Annotated in this window: 18 protein-coding genes; 10 read left to right on the forward strand and 8 right to left on the reverse strand. The window is 70.9% G+C overall.

Annotated elements, in window-relative coordinates:
* Positions 1 to 187 precede the first annotated feature (187 nt).
* Positions 188 to 1,396, forward strand: a complete 1,209-nt coding sequence (locus VQ03_RS24360; protein WP_048453493.1) for an ABC transporter substrate-binding protein — start codon at positions 188 to 190, stop codon at positions 1,394 to 1,396.
* A gap of 61 nt (positions 1,397 to 1,457) precedes the next feature.
* Here the strand turns inward: VQ03_RS24360 and VQ03_RS24365 are convergent, their stop codons facing one another.
* Genes VQ03_RS24365 through VQ03_RS24375 form a run of 3 tightly spaced genes read right to left on the reverse strand, consistent with a single transcriptional unit; the run spans position 1,458 to position 4,139 of the window.
* Positions 1,458 to 2,333: an SMP-30/gluconolactonase/LRE family protein gene (locus tag VQ03_RS24365; protein WP_048453494.1), complete on the reverse strand. Its 876-nt coding sequence runs from the start codon at positions 2,331 to 2,333 to the stop codon at positions 1,458 to 1,460.
* Positions 2,330 to 3,340: an aldose epimerase family protein gene (locus tag VQ03_RS24370; RefSeq protein WP_083468195.1), complete on the reverse strand. Its 1,011-nt coding sequence runs from the start codon at positions 3,338 to 3,340 to the stop codon at positions 2,330 to 2,332. Before VQ03_RS24370 ends, VQ03_RS24365 begins: the two co-directional genes overlap by 4 nt.
* 10 nt (positions 3,341 to 3,350) lie before the next feature.
* Complete coding sequence (locus VQ03_RS24375; protein WP_245292181.1) at positions 3,351 to 4,139, reverse strand: FadR/GntR family transcriptional regulator; 789 nt, start codon at positions 4,137 to 4,139, stop codon at positions 3,351 to 3,353.
* Between the two features lie 264 nt (positions 4,140 to 4,403).
* Here VQ03_RS24375 and VQ03_RS24380 point away from each other — a divergent pair, with 264 nt between their 5' ends.
* The 5 genes from VQ03_RS24380 (at position 4,404) to VQ03_RS33955 (ending at position 9,811) form a co-directional block, all read left to right on the forward strand.
* Positions 4,404 to 5,162 (forward strand): SDR family NAD(P)-dependent oxidoreductase, encoded by a 759-nt coding sequence (locus VQ03_RS24380; protein ID WP_048453496.1) that lies wholly within the window; start codon positions 4,404 to 4,406, stop codon positions 5,160 to 5,162.
* 440 nt (positions 5,163 to 5,602) lie between these two features.
* A complete protein-coding gene (gene chvE, locus VQ03_RS24385; RefSeq protein WP_048453497.1) occupies positions 5,603 to 6,667 on the forward strand; it encodes a multiple monosaccharide ABC transporter substrate-binding protein in 1,065 nt (354 codons plus the stop codon).
* Positions 6,667 to 8,250: a multiple monosaccharide ABC transporter ATP-binding protein gene (mmsA, locus tag VQ03_RS24390; RefSeq protein WP_048453498.1), complete on the forward strand. Its 1,584-nt coding sequence runs from the start codon at positions 6,667 to 6,669 to the stop codon at positions 8,248 to 8,250. Before chvE ends, mmsA begins: the two co-directional genes overlap by 1 nt.
* An 8-nt stretch (positions 8,251 to 8,258) precedes the next feature.
* Positions 8,259 to 9,464 carry a multiple monosaccharide ABC transporter permease gene (gene mmsB / locus VQ03_RS24395; protein WP_048453499.1) on the forward strand — a complete coding sequence of 402 codons (1,206 nt, stop codon included), beginning with the start codon at positions 8,259 to 8,261 and terminating at the stop codon, positions 9,462 to 9,464.
* Between the two features lie 182 nt (positions 9,465 to 9,646).
* Positions 9,647 to 9,811 (forward strand): hypothetical protein, encoded by a 165-nt coding sequence (locus VQ03_RS33955; protein WP_167376128.1) that lies wholly within the window; start codon positions 9,647 to 9,649, stop codon positions 9,809 to 9,811.
* A gap of 7 nt (positions 9,812 to 9,818) precedes the next feature.
* On the opposite strand, the gene VQ03_RS24400 is transcribed toward VQ03_RS33955, so the two are convergent.
* Complete coding sequence (locus tag VQ03_RS24400) at positions 9,819 to 10,766, reverse strand: LysR family transcriptional regulator (RefSeq protein WP_048453500.1); 948 nt, start codon at positions 10,764 to 10,766, stop codon at positions 9,819 to 9,821.
* Positions 10,767 to 10,867: 101 nt separating this feature from the next.
* Positions 10,868 to 11,128, reverse strand: coding sequence for a hypothetical protein (locus VQ03_RS24405; protein WP_048453501.1), 261 nt, complete (start codon positions 11,126 to 11,128; stop codon positions 10,868 to 10,870).
* A 193-nt stretch (positions 11,129 to 11,321) separates the two neighbouring features.
* Between VQ03_RS24405 and aroQ the strand changes: the two genes are divergently transcribed.
* Complete coding sequence (gene aroQ, locus VQ03_RS24410; RefSeq protein ID WP_048453502.1) at positions 11,322 to 11,768, forward strand: type II 3-dehydroquinate dehydratase; 447 nt, start codon at positions 11,322 to 11,324, stop codon at positions 11,766 to 11,768.
* Positions 11,769 to 12,121: 353 nt separating this feature from the next.
* Entirely contained in the window at positions 12,122 to 12,379 is a 258-nt protein-coding gene (locus VQ03_RS24415) for a hypothetical protein (RefSeq protein ID WP_048453503.1), read from the forward strand.
* 64 nt (positions 12,380 to 12,443) lie between these two features.
* Here the strand turns inward: VQ03_RS24415 and VQ03_RS24420 are convergent, their stop codons facing one another.
* From VQ03_RS24420 to VQ03_RS24430, 3 genes are all read right to left on the reverse strand, one after another.
* Entirely contained in the window at positions 12,444 to 13,235 is a 792-nt protein-coding gene (locus VQ03_RS24420; protein WP_083468197.1) for an outer membrane protein, read from the reverse strand.
* Between the two features lie 98 nt (positions 13,236 to 13,333).
* Positions 13,334 to 13,564, reverse strand: coding sequence for a hypothetical protein (locus VQ03_RS24425; protein ID WP_048453504.1), 231 nt, complete (start codon positions 13,562 to 13,564; stop codon positions 13,334 to 13,336).
* 16 nt (positions 13,565 to 13,580) lie between these two features.
* A complete protein-coding gene (locus VQ03_RS24430) occupies positions 13,581 to 13,781 on the reverse strand; it encodes a hypothetical protein (protein ID WP_048453505.1) in 201 nt (66 codons plus the stop codon).
* Positions 13,782 to 13,928: 147 nt separating this feature from the next.
* Between VQ03_RS24430 and VQ03_RS24435 the strand changes: the two genes are divergently transcribed.
* Both VQ03_RS24435 and VQ03_RS35085 read left to right on the forward strand, forming a co-directional pair.
* A complete protein-coding gene (locus VQ03_RS24435; protein WP_048453506.1) occupies positions 13,929 to 14,762 on the forward strand; it encodes a DUF6502 family protein in 834 nt (277 codons plus the stop codon).
* A gap of 11 nt (positions 14,763 to 14,773) precedes the next feature.
* Positions 14,774 to 15,877 (forward strand): DUF5666 domain-containing protein (locus VQ03_RS35085; protein WP_048453507.1); only part of this gene is annotated, 1,104 nt, incomplete at its 3' end.

The following is a 15,877-nucleotide window of genomic DNA, read 5'->3' on the forward strand; positions in this document are numbered from 1 at the left end:
CGCGGACGCACCCTATACTTTCGGTATAGGCCAAGACCACAGCGGTCGCGTCGTTGACGATGCATTGGGCCTCGGGCAGGCTCCCGTTCGGGAAGCGGCCGAATCCTCGTACGACAACAACGAGCCGATCCCGCCGGAAACGCCAAGGCTGCAAGCGCGCCGCGACGCGCGCCAGCGGGAGGATCACATGAGCCCATGGAAGGCCATCGTCGCCGGCTTGCTCGGCGTGATGAGCGCCGCGGAGGCGCAGGCGCAGATCAGGACCAAGATCGGGGTGCTGAACGACCGGTCCGGCGTCTATGCCGACATCACCGGCGAAGGATCGGCGGCGGCCGCCCGGATGGCGGTCGAGGACTTCAAGGCCCGCGAGAAGGGCATCGAGGTCACGGTCGTCGGCGCCGACCACCAGAACAAGCCCGATATCGGCGCCAACGTCGCCCGGACCTGGTACGACAAGGACGGCGTCGACGTCATCGTCGACGTGCCGACCTCGTCGGTGGCGCTCGCCGTGAACGAGATCACCCGGGAGAAGAACAAGATCCTGCTGGTCTCCGGCGGCGCGACCTCCGACCTGACCGGCAAGGCGTGCTCGCCCAACACCATCCACTGGACCTTCGACACCTACGCCCTCAGCCGCGGCACCGGGGGTGCCATGGTGCGGGCGGGCGGCGACACGTGGTTCTTCGTCACCGCCGACTACGCCTTCGGCCACGCGCTGGAGCGTGACACCGAGGCGGTGGTGCAGCAGGCCGGCGGCAAGGTCGTCGGCAAGGTGCGCCATCCCTTCCCGGGCCAGGATTTCTCGTCGTTCCTGATCCAGGCACAGGCCTCCGGCGCCAAGGTGGTCGGCCTGGCCAATGCCGGCGGCGACACCATCAACGCCATCAAGCAGGCCAAGGAATTCGGCATCACGCAAGGAGGGCAGAGGCTCGCCGGCCTCCTGGTCTTCTCCAGCGACATCCAGGCGATCGGGCTCGACGTGGCCCAGGGCCTGGTCCTGACGGAAGCGTACTACGCCGACCTCAACGACAAGACCCGGGACTTCGCCGAGCGGTTCGCCCGCGTCCACCAGGGCCGCAGCCCGACCTCGGTCCAGGCCGGCGTCTACTCGTCCGTGCTCCATTACCTCAAGGCGGTGCATGCGGCCGGCACCAAGGAGGCCGGGCCGGTTCTGGCCAAGATGAAGCAGATGCCGACCGACGATCCCGTCCTCGGCACCGGCAGCATCCGCGAGGACGGCCGCAAGCTGCACGACATGTACCTGTTCCAGGTGAAGGCGCCGTCGGAATCGAAGGGCCGCAACGACATCTACAAGCTCGTCGCCACGATCCCGCCGGACCAGGCCTTCCGGCCGCTCGCCGAGAGCCCGTGCCGCCTGGTCGCCCGCTCGCAATAGGAAGCAGGCGGCCCGGAGCCGGCCCGCGCCGGCCCCGGGCCGGAGGATCGCGGAGCGACGGCTACTCCACCCGCAAAGCCGGCTCGAACCGTCCCTTCACCTTCACCGGCACCCTGAAGGTCCGCCCGGCGAAACGGTCGTCGGTCCGGTCCGGGTCGAGGCCTTCGGTCGCCGAGGTGACCACCAGGGTGTCGGCGTCGGGGCCGATGAAGGCCGGGCAGGTCACCTGGCGGGCCGGCAGGGCGATGCTGCGCACCCGGGTGCCGTCGGGCGCGTAGGCGTCGAGGCTGGCGCCGCCCCAGCGGGCGTTCCAGACCAGGCCCTCCGCGTCGATCACCGCGCCGTCCGGCGCGCCCTCGGAGGCCGGAATCCGCACGAAGACCTGGCGCTCGCCCGCCGGCAGGCCGGTCGCGGGATCGGTGGCGACGCGCCAGATCGTGCCGGCCTCCGAATCGGCGAAGATCGCGCTCGTGCCGTCGGCCGCGAACGCGATGGCGTTGGGGATGGTGAGGCCGGAGAACAGCGTTCGGACCTCGCCGCGGAAGAACCAGTAGATCGACCCGAGCCCGTGCTCCGCGTTCTTGCCCATCGTGCCGAGCCAGAGCGCCCCGCAGGGGTGGACTCGACCGTCGTTGGAGCGGGTCTCCGGCCGGTCGGCCTCGAGGGCTGCGAGGAGCCGCATCCGCCCTGTCGCGACGTCGCGCAGGTACAGGCCGTCCTCGGCGCCCAGAAGCAGGGTGGCGTCGTCGACCCGCGCGACCATCGAGGCCATGAGCGGCAGGTCGTGCAGGGTGGTGCTGCCGCCCTCGAACGGCCGCTCGCACAGGTGCTTGCCGAGGATGTCGAGCCAGTAGAGCCGGCCGAGGCCGGGATGCGCCGCCGGCCCCTCGCCGAGGATGCAGGCGCGGTCGCAGAACAGGCCGGCCCAGCCGCTCATCGGGTGGTCTCCTTCGTGAAGCGGTACTCGATGATCTGGCGGTAGGTCTCGCCCGGGCGCAAGACGGCGCTCGGGAAGCCCGGGTGGTTCGGTGCGTCGGGAAAAGCCTCCGGTTCGAGGCAGAGGGCGGTGCGGGCGGCATAGCCCAGGCCCGCCTTGGCGAGCTGGGCGCCGTCGTAGACCTGCACGGCCGGGGCCGTCGCCAGCACCGTCAGCGCCACGTCGCTGCCCGCCGCCGTGACCCGGCCGACGGGTCGCGGCTCCGCGACGGTCTCGCGCCCGAGCACGAAGGCGTGGTCGAAGGCCTGGGCGCCGATCCGCGTCGGGCGGCGCAGGTCGAAGCGCGTGCCGGCGACCGGGGCGATCTCGCCGGTCGGGATCTGGGCCTCGTCGACCGGGAGATAGGCGTCTGCCGGGATCTCGACGACGTGGTCGTCGATGGCCGGGGCCGGGAAGCCCTCGGGCGGCAGAAGCAGGTTGAAGTAGGTGTGATTCGTCAGGTTGACGATCGTGGGTTTGGTGGTGGCCGCCGTCAGGGTGGCGCGCAAGGCGCCGGGGCCGGCGATGGCGTAGGTGCAGGTCACGTCGAGCGCGCCCGGATACCCCTCCTCGCCATCGGCCGCGCGGTAGGTCAGGGTCAGGCTGCGGTCCGCCACATCCGCGAAGGTCCAGTTGCGGCGCGAGAAGCCTCGAGACCCGCCGTGCAGGTGGGCGCGGCCGGCTTCGTTGCGGGGAAGCTCGTAGGAGATGCCGTCGAGGGTGAAGCGCCCGCCCGCGATGCGGTTGGCGAAGCGCCCGACGATCGCCCCGCATTGCGGGGTCTTCGCCACGTAGTCATGCGGATCGTCGCGGCCGAGCACCATCGGGTGCCCGTGGAAGTCCAGCCGGCGGATCACCGCGCCGAGGTTCAGGACCGTCACGCCGAGCCCGTCGCCCTCCAGCCGCGCTTCGAGGATCGGGCGGCCGTCCGGCATCGTGCCGACGGGGACGGGGTCTCGGGCGGGCATGGCGGATTCCTCAACGGCAGGGTCTTCTCACGGGACTTGGCAGGCCGGCGGGACTTGGCAGGCCAGCGGGACTTGGCAGGCCGCCAGCGGGACTTGGCAGGCCGGCACAAGGGTAGGGCGCGGAGCCTGCGGCCTCCACCGCCGCGGCGCCGTTTCGGAGCCCGTCGCGCACCACCGCCTCGGTCGCCCGCGCGGCGGCGGCGGGGTCGCCGGCGCGGATCGCCGCCGCGATCGCCGCGTGGGCGCGCCAGGAGGTCTCGTGGGCCTCGGGGTCGGTCGGCCGGCTCATGCGGAAGACCACGTCGAGGGCGGTTTCGGTCACGGCGCCGACGGAATGCATGAAGACGTTGCCGGACGCGTCGGCCAGGGCGAGGTGGAAGGCGAGGTCGGCGCTGGCGAAGGCCGGATCGAGGCCCGGCGCCTCGCGCATCGCGGCGACGCAGGCGTCGAGGGTGTCGACGTCCGCGTCGGTCCGGCGCTCGGCCGCGAGCGCCGCCGCCGCCGGCTCGATCGCCAGGCGGATCTCGGCGAGGTCGCGCAGGAAGCGCCGGTCGATCCCGGCCTCGAGGGTCCAGGCCAGCACGTCGCGGTCGAACAGGTTCCAGGCCGCCCGCTCGCGCACCCGTGTCCCGACCCGGGTGCGGGCCTCGAGCATCCCCTTGCCCGACAGCGTCTTGATCGCCTCGCGCAAGACGGTGCGCGACACGCCGAAGCGCGCGAGCAGCACCGGTTCGCCGGGGAGCACGGCGCCGTCGGGAAAGTGACCGGAGACGATGCCGGTGCCGAGCGCCCGGGCCACCCGGGCGTGACCCGGTCCCGCTCGCCCAGTTTCCCCTCGCCCGGTTTCCCCTCGCCCGGTTTCCCCTTGCCCGGTTTCCCCTTGACCCGGACTCCGCGGTCGCACGATCCCGGCGCCGATCTCATCCAAGGTTGCATCCTCCCATCGCGTTTCGCCTCTTGCCCGCGCGTCAGGATTCCGCGATAAGGGCCGGGCCGCTGGAATAGTCATATAAAATGATTTTCAGTGCGTCGAGCGATCCGGCGGGCTTCGAGGGAGGAAGCGTTGGCGGCAATCTATCCGGACCTTGAGGGCAAGGTCGTGGTGGTGACGGGCGGCGGCTCCGGCATCGGGGCGGAGCTGGTCCGGCACTTCGCCCGGCAGAAGGCGCGGGTCGGCTTTCTCGATATCGCGGACGAGCCGTCGCGGGCTCTGGCCGCCGAGCTGGAGGGGCAGGGTCTCGCGGTCGCCTTCGAGCACGCGGACGTCACCGACATTCCGGCCCTGAAGGCCGCGATCGGCCGCATCCGCGACCGGTTCGGTCCGGTCGACGTGCTGATGAACAACGCCGCCCATGACGAGCGCCACGCCACCGAGGAGGTGACGGAGGCCTATTGGGACGGCCGCATCGCCGTGAACCTCAAGCACCAGTTCTTCGCCGCGCAAGCCGTCCTGCCCGACATGAAGGCGAAGGGAGGCGGCGCGATCGTGAATTTCGGCTCGGTCTCGTGGATGATCGGCCAGGGCGGCATGGCGGCCTACACCGCCTGCAAGTCCGGGGTAATCGGGCTCACCCGCTCGCTGGCGCGCGATTTCGGCCCCTTCAACATCCGCGTCAACGCGCTGGCGCCGGGCTGGATCATGACCGAGCGCCAGCTCGCCCTCTGGGTGACGCCGGAATCCGACGCCGAGATCAATGCCCGCCAGTGCCTCAAGCGCAAGCTGGTGCCGGCGGACGTCGCCCGCTTCGCGGTGTTCCTCGCCTCGGAGGAGGCCGGGGCCTGCACCAACCAGCATTACGTGGTGGATGGTGGGTGGGTGTGAGGAGGGGGCCGGTCCCCGTGAGCGTGTCCGGCGCCGGTCACGACGCGGGTCCCCCTCTCCCGTGTGGGAGAGGGGCCGGGGGTGAGGGTGACACGCTTCCGTGTAAAGCTCTGACCGTCGTGCTGGTAGCTCAACGCTTGGTGGTGGACTCGGGACCGTAGCACCCTCGCGCGATCTTCGATCGCCCCTACCCCTCTCCCACTCCTTGCAGCGATCCGGGGCAAGCCCCGGATCGCCGGGAGAGGGGATCCCGCGCCTGATCGGCATAGGGCGTGTTCCCGGACGGTTCCGAGGCTCCCCCTGCGGAAGTATCAAGCTGTTCCCACCCACCAGCCACAAGACAGAAACACCGACCCCGGCAGAATGGCAGGACGCGATCCTGCCGGGCACCACGCACCGGCAGCCCCGCGCGACGACGATGCGGGGAATTGGGAGGACACATGAAGTCGTTCGTCGCCCTCGTCGGCGGAGCCCTGATGGCTGCCGCGCTGCTCGCAACCCCAGCCGCAGCCCAGCAGAAGGGCAAGATCGGCGTCTCGATGCCGACCAAGTCGTCGGCGCGCTGGATCGCCGACGGCCAGGGCCTGGTCCAGGCGCTCAAGGCCAAGGGCTACACCCCCGACCTGCAATACGCCGAGGACGACATCCCCAACCAGCTGTCGCAGATCGAGAACATGATCACCACCGGCGCCAAGGTGCTGGTGATCGCGGCGATCGACGGCACCACCCTGTCGGACGTGCTGCAGCAGGCGAGCGACCGCGGCATCAAGGTCATCGCCTATGACCGCCTGATCCGCGGCTCGAAGAACGTCGATTACTACGCCACCTTCGACAACTTCCAGGTCGGCGTGCTTCAGGGCAGCTACATCGTCGACAAGCTCGGCCTCAAGGACGGAAAGGGGCCGTTCAACATCGAATTGTTCGGTGGCTCGCCCGACGACAACAATGCCTATTTCTTCTATGACGGCGCCATGTCGGTGCTGAAGCCCTACATCGATTCGGGCAAGCTGGCGGTGCCGAGCAAGCAGCTCGGGATGGACAAGGTCTCGACCCTGCGCTGGGACGGCGCGGCGGCCCAGGCCCGGATGGACAACCTGCTCTCCGCCTTCTACGGCAACAAGCGCCTCGACGCGGTCCTGTCGCCCTATGACGGCATCTCGATCGGCATCATCTCGTCGCTCAAAGGCGTCGGCTACGGCTCCCCCGACCAGCCGATGCCGGTGATCACCGGCCAGGACGCCGAGATCCCCTCCGTCAAGGCGATCATCCGCGGCGACCAGAGCATGACGGTGTTCAAGGACACCCGCGAACTCGCCAAGGTCACGAGCGACATGGTCGACGCGATCTCGACCGGCGCCCAGGTCCCGGTCAACGACACCAAGACCTACAACAACGGCGTCAAGGTGGTGCCGTCCTACCTGCTCAAGCCGGTGACGGTCGACAAGTCGAACTGGGAGAAGGTCCTGGTCGACAGCGGCTACTACAAGGCGTCGCAGGTCAAGTGATGGCGGCGTCCCCGGCCTTGGCGGTGGTGCCCAAGACCTCTCCGATCCTGGAGATGCGCGGCATCACCAAGGCGTTCCCGGGCGTGAAGGCGCTCGACAACGTCAACCTCGCCGTCCGCGCCGGCGAGATCCACGCCGTCTGCGGCGAGAACGGGGCCGGGAAGTCGACCCTGATGAAGGTGCTGAGCGGGGTCTACCCCGCCGGCTCCTATGACGGCCACATCCTGTTCGACGGCGAGGAGCGCCGCTTCTCCGGGATTCCCGACAGCGAGGCGCTCGGCATCATCATCATCCACCAGGAGCTCGCCCTGGTGCCGCTCCTGTCGATCGCCGAGAACATCTTCCTCGGCAACGAGGCGGCGTCGCGCTTCGGGGTGATCGACTGGCCCGTCGCCATGGCGCGCACCCGCGACCTGCTCGCCCGGGTCGGCCTGAACGAGGCGCCCGAGACCCTGGTCACCGATCTCGGCGTCGGCAAGCAGCAGCTCGTCGAGATCGCCAAGGCCCTGTCGAAGCGGGTGCGGCTGCTCATCCTCGACGAACCGACCGCCTCGCTCAACGAGAGCGACAGCGCCGCGCTCCTCACCTTGCTCGAAGCGTTTCGCGAGCAGGGCATCACCTCGATCCTGATCTCGCACAAGCTCAACGAGATCGCCCGGGTCGCCGACAGCGTCACGATCCTGCGCGACGGCGCCAGCGTCGAGACGCTGCCGCGCGAGGCGATGCTGGGACCGGACGGGAAGCTCAACGAGGACCGGATCATCAAGGGCATGGTCGGTCGCGACCTCGCCCACCGCTATCCGCCGCGGGAGGGCGCCGCCATCGGCGAGCCCCTGCTGGAGGTGAAGAACTGGAGCGTGCGCCACCCGCTTCATCCCGACCGGCTGGCGGTGGAGGATGTGAGCCTGACGGTCCGCCGCGGCGAGGTCGTCGGCATGGCGGGCCTGCTCGGGGCCGGGCGGACCGAGTTCGCCATGAGCCTGTTCGGCGGTGCCTACGGCCAGCGCGTCGCCGGCGAGGCGCGGTTGCGCGGCGAACCCGCCGATCTCGGCAGCGTCGAGAAGGCGATCCGCGCCGGCCTTGCCTACGCCACCGAGGACCGCAAGGGCTACGGGCTGGTGCTGCACGAGGATATCCGCACCAACGTGTCGCTGGCGAACCTCGCGGGCGTCGCAGCACGCGGCGTCATCGACGAGGACCGGGAGCGGGCGGTGGCGGAACGCTACCGCGAGCGCCTGCGCATCCGCTCCTCGGGCATCGACCAGGCCACGGTGAACCTGTCGGGCGGCAACCAGCAGAAGGTCGTGCTGAGCAAGTGGCTCTTCGCCGATCCGGACGTGCTGATCCTCGACGAGCCGACCCGCGGCATCGATGTCGGCGCCAAGTACGAGATCTACGCGATCATCAACGACCTCGCCCGCCAGGGAAAAGGCGTGCTGATCATCTCGTCCGAGATGCCGGAACTGCTCGGGATGTGCGACCGCATCCTGGTCATGAATCGCGGCCGCATCGTCGGGGAGCTTCCCGCGGCGCAAGCCTCGCAGGAGGCGATCATGCGGGCCATCGTCACCTCGGGAGGATAAGCAAAGCCATGAGCGACACCGCCACTCCCGCCGAGGCCCCGCGTCCGCCGGCCTTCGCCGGCTTCAACCCGAAAGCCTTCTCGGGATCCTTGCGCGACTACGGCATGATCCTGTGCCTCGTCGGCATCGTGATCTTCTTCCAGTTCTTCACCGACGGGGCGCTCCTGCGCCCGCTCAACCTCACCAACTTGGTACTCCAGAACAGCTACATCGTGGTGATGGCGCTGGGCATGCTGCTGGTCATCGTGGCCGGGCATATCGACCTGTCGGTCGGCTCGACCGCGGGCTTCATCGGGGCGCTCGCCGCGGTGCTGATGGTGCAGATGGGCCTGCACCCGCTCGTCGCCACCCTGCTCTGCCTCGTCGCCGGCGGGCTCATCGGCGCGGCGCAGGGCTGGTGGGTCGCGTACTGGCGCATCCCGTCCTTCATCGTGACGCTGGCCGGCATGCTGGTGTTCAAGGGCCTGACCTTGGCGCTGCTCGCCGGACAGTCGGTCGGGCCGTTCCCGCCGGACTTCCAGAAGCTCAGCTCCGGCTTCATCCCGGACATCGTCACCGGCGGCTCGCTGCGGATCACCTCGGTACTGGTCGGTGTCGCCCTGGCGCTGATCCTCGTCGGCTCGAACCTGCGCCGCCGCCTCGGCCAGCAGCGCCAGGGCTTCACGCCGGAGCCGATCGGTGCCTTCGCGCTCAAGAACGCGCTGGTCGCCGCGGTGATCGTCGCCTTCAGCACCTGGCTCGCCACCTATCGCGGCCTGCCGAACGTCCTGATCGTGATGTTCGCGTTGATCCTGCTCTACCGCTTCGTCACCAGCCGCACGGTGATCGGCCGGCGCATCTACGCGCTCGGCGGCAACGAGAAGGCGGCCAAGCTATCGGGCATCAACACCGAGCGCCTGACCTTCCTCACCTTCGTCAATATGGGGGTGCTGGCGGCGCTCGCCGGCCTGATCTTCGCCGCCCGCCTCAACACCGCGACCCCGAAGGCCGGCCTCGGCTTCGAACTCGACGTGATCGCCGCCTGCTTCATCGGCGGCGCCTCGGCCTCGGGCGGCGTCGGCAAGGTCACGGGCGCGGTGGTCGGTGCGCTGATCATGGGTGTCATGAACAACGGCATGTCGATCCTCGGCATCGGCATCGACTACCAGCAGGTCATCAAGGGCCTGGTGCTGCTGGGTGCGGTGAGCATCGATCAGTATTACCGCAAGCGGTAAGGTAAGGGAGTCCTATCCCGCCGACGCTGCTGAAATCCTCCTCGTCACCCCGGGGCTCGGCGCAGCCGAGAACCCGGCCCCGGGATGACACCGAGAGCGTCAGGGCCGTCGCGCGAGAGGCGGTGCGAACCGCCCCGACCCACCGGGCGTTGCCCTCGGGCATAACCACCCGGGAGTATCAAATGACCGACCCGAACAAGACGCAGCCGCCCGGTATCGACGAGGAGGCGATCAGCCGGCCCCGCCTGACGCCACAGGGGCGCGACGCGCCGGAGCCCGGGGGCGAGGATTCGACCGATCCGGCGGGCGGTGCCAAGCAGGGGCAGGGCGACAAGGCGGAAGGATAGGGCGGGGTCAGTCCTCGCCGGCCCTTGCCTCGCCGGCCCTTGCCCGCTCGCGCGCGGTCGCCAGGGCGGGGGCGCCGAACCACTCCGCCCGCATCGCCTCGCGCAGCAGCGCGCCGACCGCCGGGGCGTGCGGCCGGCCGCGCACGGTGACGAGGTTGACCTCGCGCCAGAACTCCGGCTCGACCAGGGGGCGGGCGACCACCCCGGGATGGACCGCGCAGGAGCGCGGCATGAAGCCGAAGCCGAGCCCCGCCGCGATCATCGCCAGGATCCAGTCGTCGCGCTCGCTCCGATAGATCGTCTCGCAATTCGCGCAGCCCTGCGCCTCCCAGATCGGGCCGGCGACGCCGCGGAACTCGCAATTGAGGCGGTGCACGTAGTGCTGGCCGCTGAGGTCCTGCGGGCGGATCGCCGCCAGGGCGGCGAGCGGATGCCCCGCCGCCGCCACGATCACCATCGGCTCGCGGAACAGGGCGAGGTGGTGGAGCCGGGGATCGGGCTCGCGGCCCGGCAGGCAGTAGAGCGCGACCTCCAGGCTCCCCGCCAGCAGGCGCTCCTCGAGGGCGCCGGCGCTCGCATCGACGATGTCGAGTTCGAGGTCCGGATGCCGCGACCGCAAGCCGCCGATCAGCCCGACGAGGGCGTCGGGCTGGATCGTGCACATCACCCCGAGGGTCAGGCGGGTGCGGCGCTGCCGGCCGAAGGCGCGGGCCTCTTCCTGCGCGGCCTGCGCCTTGGCGTAGACCTCTTCCAGGTAGGGCCGCACGGTGCGGCCGAGCTCGGAGAGCTGCGTGCCGGTGCGCTCGCGGTGGAACAGGACCCCGCCCAATTCCTCTTCCAGGAAATGGATCGCCCGGGTGAGGGAGGGCTGGGTGACGTTGCAGGCCTGGGCCGCGCGGGTGAAGTTGTGCTCCTCGCACAGGGCCAAGAAGTAGCGGATCTGGTGCATCTCCATCGGCGCCCTCCGCCATGCGAGGCCACGACCTCGATGCCCCGGGCATCGGGGCGGTCGCGAGGCTAGCATCGCGGGGGCGGGCCGGGAACGAGGCTGCTCCGTCAGCACCACGGGCAGGAGGGCCAGGCCGGAGGATCCGAGGGCCGCGTCGGCCCGGTCACGCCGGACTGCACCGGCGGGGCACGCCGCGGTGCCGCGCGGCGGGCCGCCGCGTCGTAGCCGCTGTAGCGCGGGGGCGTGGGCATCGTGGCCGCGCGGGGAGAGCCCTGGCCCTCGGGATGCAGGAGCGACTGGGTCCAGGCGTTGGCGGAGCTGGTCGAGAAGGCGGCGAGCACGACGCCGGCGAGGAGAAGGCTGCGCATCGGAAGTGTCCTCAAGGGGAGCGGAACGGGACGTCCCGCGTCGTCGAGGAGGATCATCGCCGCGGCAGACCCCCGCCGGCCAATGCCGTTCGCCTATCGTGGCGATGCCGTCCGGCTCTGATGCGACGGTTGACGCCGGACCGCGGACCGGCGCCTAACGCGCTGTCCCTGCGCCCCGCCAAGGAGCCCCGTCATGAGCCGCCTCGTCTACGTGCTGAACGGCCCGAACCTGAACCTGCTCGGCAAGCGCCAGCCGCACATCTACGGCAGCGAGACGCTCGCCGACGTCGAGGCCTCCTGCCGGTCGCTGGCCGGCGAGCTGGGGCTGGAGATCCGCTTCCACCAGTCGAACCGCGAATACGAGATCATCGACTGGGTCCACGAGGCGCGCGAGACCGCCGGCGGCATCGTCATCAACCCGGCCGCCTTCACCCACACCTCGGTGGCGATCCTCGACGCGCTCAACACCTTCGAGGCGCCGGTGATCGAGGTGCACATCTCGAACGTCCACAAGCGCGAGGCCTTCCGCCACCATTCCTACGTCTCGCTGCGCGCCGACGGGGTGATCGCGGGCCTCGGCACGCAAGGATATCTGCTGGCGTTGCGCCGGGTCGCGCAGCTGATCGACACGAAGGCGTAACGCACCGCTCCCGCGTCCGAGCGTGACGGTCGCGAGAGACCTCGTCAGAGAACGAGGGCTCCCGCGCCGGACGATCCGAGCTTGGAACGGCGGCGATCACGGCCAATATGAGTTCACGAGCAACCTGCGCGTCTCGTTCGCCGAACTCGCGCCGTGATCGCTGCGGCCTTGCAGGGGAGGATGGTCTCATGACCGAGGGAGTGCGTTTCGTCGTTCCCTGCCGATGAAGACCGACTTCCACGACCGCAGCAAGCGGCGCGCCTACGCCTTCACCCGGGCCGTGGCGACGCGTCTCGCGCTACGAAGGAGCGGGATGTCCCGGCGTCACAGCCATCGTACCGGAGCAGAACGACGTGGCCCTGGCCAAGTTGGTCGCCTGGCGGGAGAAGGACAGAGACTGGTTGCAGTCCGGCCTGAAGGCCGGGCTGTTCTCCCTCACCGAGATGCAGTCGCGGCTCGATCGCATGCCGAAGAGCGCTCCCGACGGCGGTGAATTGCTGCGGCGCTTGTCCGTTCTGGCCGCAACCTGCAGGCTCGAGTTCGATCGGGGGCACGCATGTTCCCCCGCAAGCCGATCCATGACCCACCACGATACCGAAACACGAAACTGAAATCTTCGGACCGGAGGCGGTCGCCCGCCTCCGGCCCTCTCGACCGTCCTGATGCTGGGGAATCTCAGTCCGTCGAGAACCGGTAGTTCAGGCCGGCGCGCACCACGCCGAACTCCGCCTTGGGCTTGCCGAGGCCGTAATAGGCGTTGGTCCCGGTGTCGTAGACGAGGCCGCCACTGCCGCCATTCCGGTCGAGGCTGACATAGAGCGCCTCGATCCGGGCGCTCAGGCGCTCGGTGATGGCGTATTCGACGCCGCCGCCGGCGGTCCAGCCGGTGCGGAAGGTCCCGGGCAGGGTGCCGGTAGAGGACGAGGCGTTCGCCGGATGGCTGCCGCCGCCATACGCGAAGCCGCCGGTGCCGTAGACCAGGAAGCGGTCGAAGGCGTAGCCGAACCGGCCGCGCAACGTGCCGAACCAGTCGAGGCTCGGGCCGATATCGGTGAAGGTCGTGGTGCCGACGAGGCCGCTGCGGGGCCGCCCGAAGGTCGTGCCCTGGATGTCGGCCTCGGCGCCGATCACGAGGCCGGAGCCCGGCGTGACCTGGTAGTTGTAGCCGATCTGGCCGCCGCCCACGAAGGCGGCGTCACGGCTGCCCGGGGTCACGGTGCCGTAGGTGGCATCCGTGAAGGTCCCGCCTCCGCCGCCGAAGCCGGCGCCCGCGTTCACGCCGGCATAGAAGCCGGTCCAGGTGAAGACCGGGACGGGGGTGAAGGCCGGCGGCGGAGCGGCCCGGCGCGGCAGGTCGGCGGCGGAGGCCGGCGAGGGGAGCGTCAAGGGGGCGGCCAAGGGGACGGCGAGGGCAGCCGTCAGGGCGAGCGCGCCGGCGAGGCCGAGCGCTTCGGTTGGTCTGGTCATCGAGGATGCCGTTTCGTGCGGGTCAGGGGGCCGGGCGGCGGAAGCGTCCGGGCCGTCAGGTGTCGGCCGGCAGGAAGCCGGCTTTCGTCAGAACCACCTCAGAGGTTCTGGACGATGCAGATCGCCTGGAGGGCGACCAGCAGGATCGCGCCGCCGATGACGAGGCAGAGGGCGGCGACGATCAGGGCCTCGCCGCCATCGGCCGGCTCGTGCCGGGAGCGGAGGGCGGCGCGGGACTCGTCGATGCGGGATTCCGTGATCTCGGGGGCGGCGAAGGCCCGGCCGATGGGCGCGGGGCGGGTCTGGTCGTTGCGCAGGGCTTCGAGCATGGGGGCGTTCCTCGGGTCAGCGGGCCGAGGCGGGCGGCACGGGATGGGCGAGGTCGGCCAGGGTCGCCGCCGCCAGCGGCACCCCCAAGGCGGCGATGACAGCGAGGCCGCGCATCAGCATCGCGACGGGGAACCGCGACACCGGCCGGCGCCGGGAGACGGCCGCGATCCGAAGCGGCTCGGTGGAACGGCAGACGAGGGGAAGGGGGCTGGCCATCGGGGAATCCTGTGGCGGCTGACGGCGTGGGAAATCTGACCACAGCGACTTCTCTATGTGGGCAAAATTCCCACGTCAATCGGAAATCGTCCCGCGCCGCGCCTTCGTGGGATTGTGTCCCACGGTGCCTGGGCTACAACGGCCGCGATGTCAGAGCCGAACCCGAGATTGCCGCCGGATGCGGGCGCGCTGCAGGCCCCGCTCGCCCGGCTGCTGCGCCCGCTGGTGCGCCTGTTCGTCCGCAGCGGGATCACCTTCCCGGCGCTGACCGATCTCCTGCGCGAGCTCTACGTGAACGTCGCCGAGTACGACTTCGCCCTGCCCGGAAAGGACCAGACCGACAGCCGGGTCAGCCTGCTCACCGGCATCCACCGCAAGGAGGTGCGGCGCCTGCGCGGCGCCGGCGCGCCGGTGAGCGCGGTACCGGCCGCGGTCTCGCGCACCAGCCGGATCATCGCCCGCTGGGTTGCGGCCCCCGACTTCACCGAGGCCGACGGCCGGCCGAAGGCCCTGAAGCGGGCGGCCGAGAGCGGCCCGTCCTTCGAGAGCCTGGTCGCCTCGGTGACCCGGGATCTGCGCCCGCGGGCGGTGCTCGACGAGTGGCTCGATAGCGGCCTCGTCACCCTCGACGACGAGGAACGCATCGTGCTCGCCGAGGCCGCCTTCGTGCCGAGCGGCGGCGGCAGCCAGCAGCTCTACTACTTCGGCCGCAACCTGCACGACCACATCGCCGCCGCCGTCGCCAACATCCTGGAGGAGAAGCCGCGCTTCCTCGAGCGCGCCGTCCATTACGACGGGCTCTCGCCCGAGCTGGCGCGGCGGCTCGAGGCGCGGGCGCGGGAGATCGCCATGGAGGCGCTGCAGCAGGCCAACCGGGAGGCGCACGCGGCCTGCGAGACCGACCCGGGCGGCGAGGCGCGCTGGAATTTCGGCATCTACATCTATGCCGAAGATGCACCCCGGCCCGAGCCGAAGGCGTGAGGACGCGGCCCTTGCGACGCGCTCCCTCCGTCACGCGGCGCGGCCTGCTGCGCCTGTTCTCCGGCGCTGGCTGGCTCGCCGTCGCGGGTCCCGCGGGGGCGGCCGGTGACAAGGTCCTCGACCAGGGCATCGGCGGCACCGGCATCCGGCCCGGGCCCGACGAGGAGGGCGACCGCGGCATCGGCGGCACCGGGGTCGTCGGCACCATCCGGGGCTTCGGCAGCATCATCGTCAACGACCTGCGCATCGCCTATCCGCCCGACGTGCCGGTGACGATCGACGGGCGCCCGGCCCGGGTCGAGGACCTGCGCGTCGGCCAGGTGGTTCGCACCCTGGCGCAGGTGGGGGAGAGCGGGCTCTCCACCGCCGGCATCGCGGTGATCCACGAGGTGGTCGGCCCGGTGCAGCGCGTGGGCGCGGATCGGCTGACGGTCCTCGGCCAGGCGGTCGCCACCGCCGGGCTGCCGCCGGAGATGCCGCGGCCGAAGCTCGGCGAGCGGGTCGCGGTGAGCGGCCTTCGCCGGCCCGACGGCAGCATCGCGGCGAGCCGGATCGACCCGGCCGGCGCCATGCCGGACCTCGTCGCCGGCCCGGTGCGGCGCGGGCCCGCAGGGGCCCTGCGCATCGGCAACCTGCCGCTCTCGGGGATCGATCCGGCCCTCGCCGGCGGGCGTGCGGTGGCGGAGGGCAGCCTCGCGGGCGGGCGGCTCGCGGTGACGCGGGCGGTCTCGGCGAGCGAACCCTTCGGCGCCCAGGTGCGGCGTCTCTCGATCGAGGCCTACGTCACTCGGGACGGCGGTGCCTTGCGCACCGGCGCGGGCTACGCGGTGACCGGTCGCGGCGGCCTCGTCCCGGCCGGCGGCGGGCTCGCGATCCTCGACGGTCGCGCCGGTCGCGGCGGCCGGCTCGACCTCGAGGGCGTCCGCCTGCAGCCCGACCCGGCCCGCCGGGACGGCGGCCGCGGGCAGGGCGGGCCAGGCAGCCAAGGGCCAGGCAGCCAGGGACCCGGTCGCCCGGGCCCGGGCGGCGGGCATGACGGTCCTCATGACGGTTCTCGTGGCGCCCCCCGTGGCGGCCCGCGGGGTGAGCCCGGCGGCCCGGGCGGACGATCCGGC

This window comes from Methylobacterium tarhaniae (genome assembly GCF_001043955.1).
Lineage (GTDB): Bacteria > Pseudomonadota > Alphaproteobacteria > Rhizobiales > Beijerinckiaceae > Methylobacterium > Methylobacterium tarhaniae.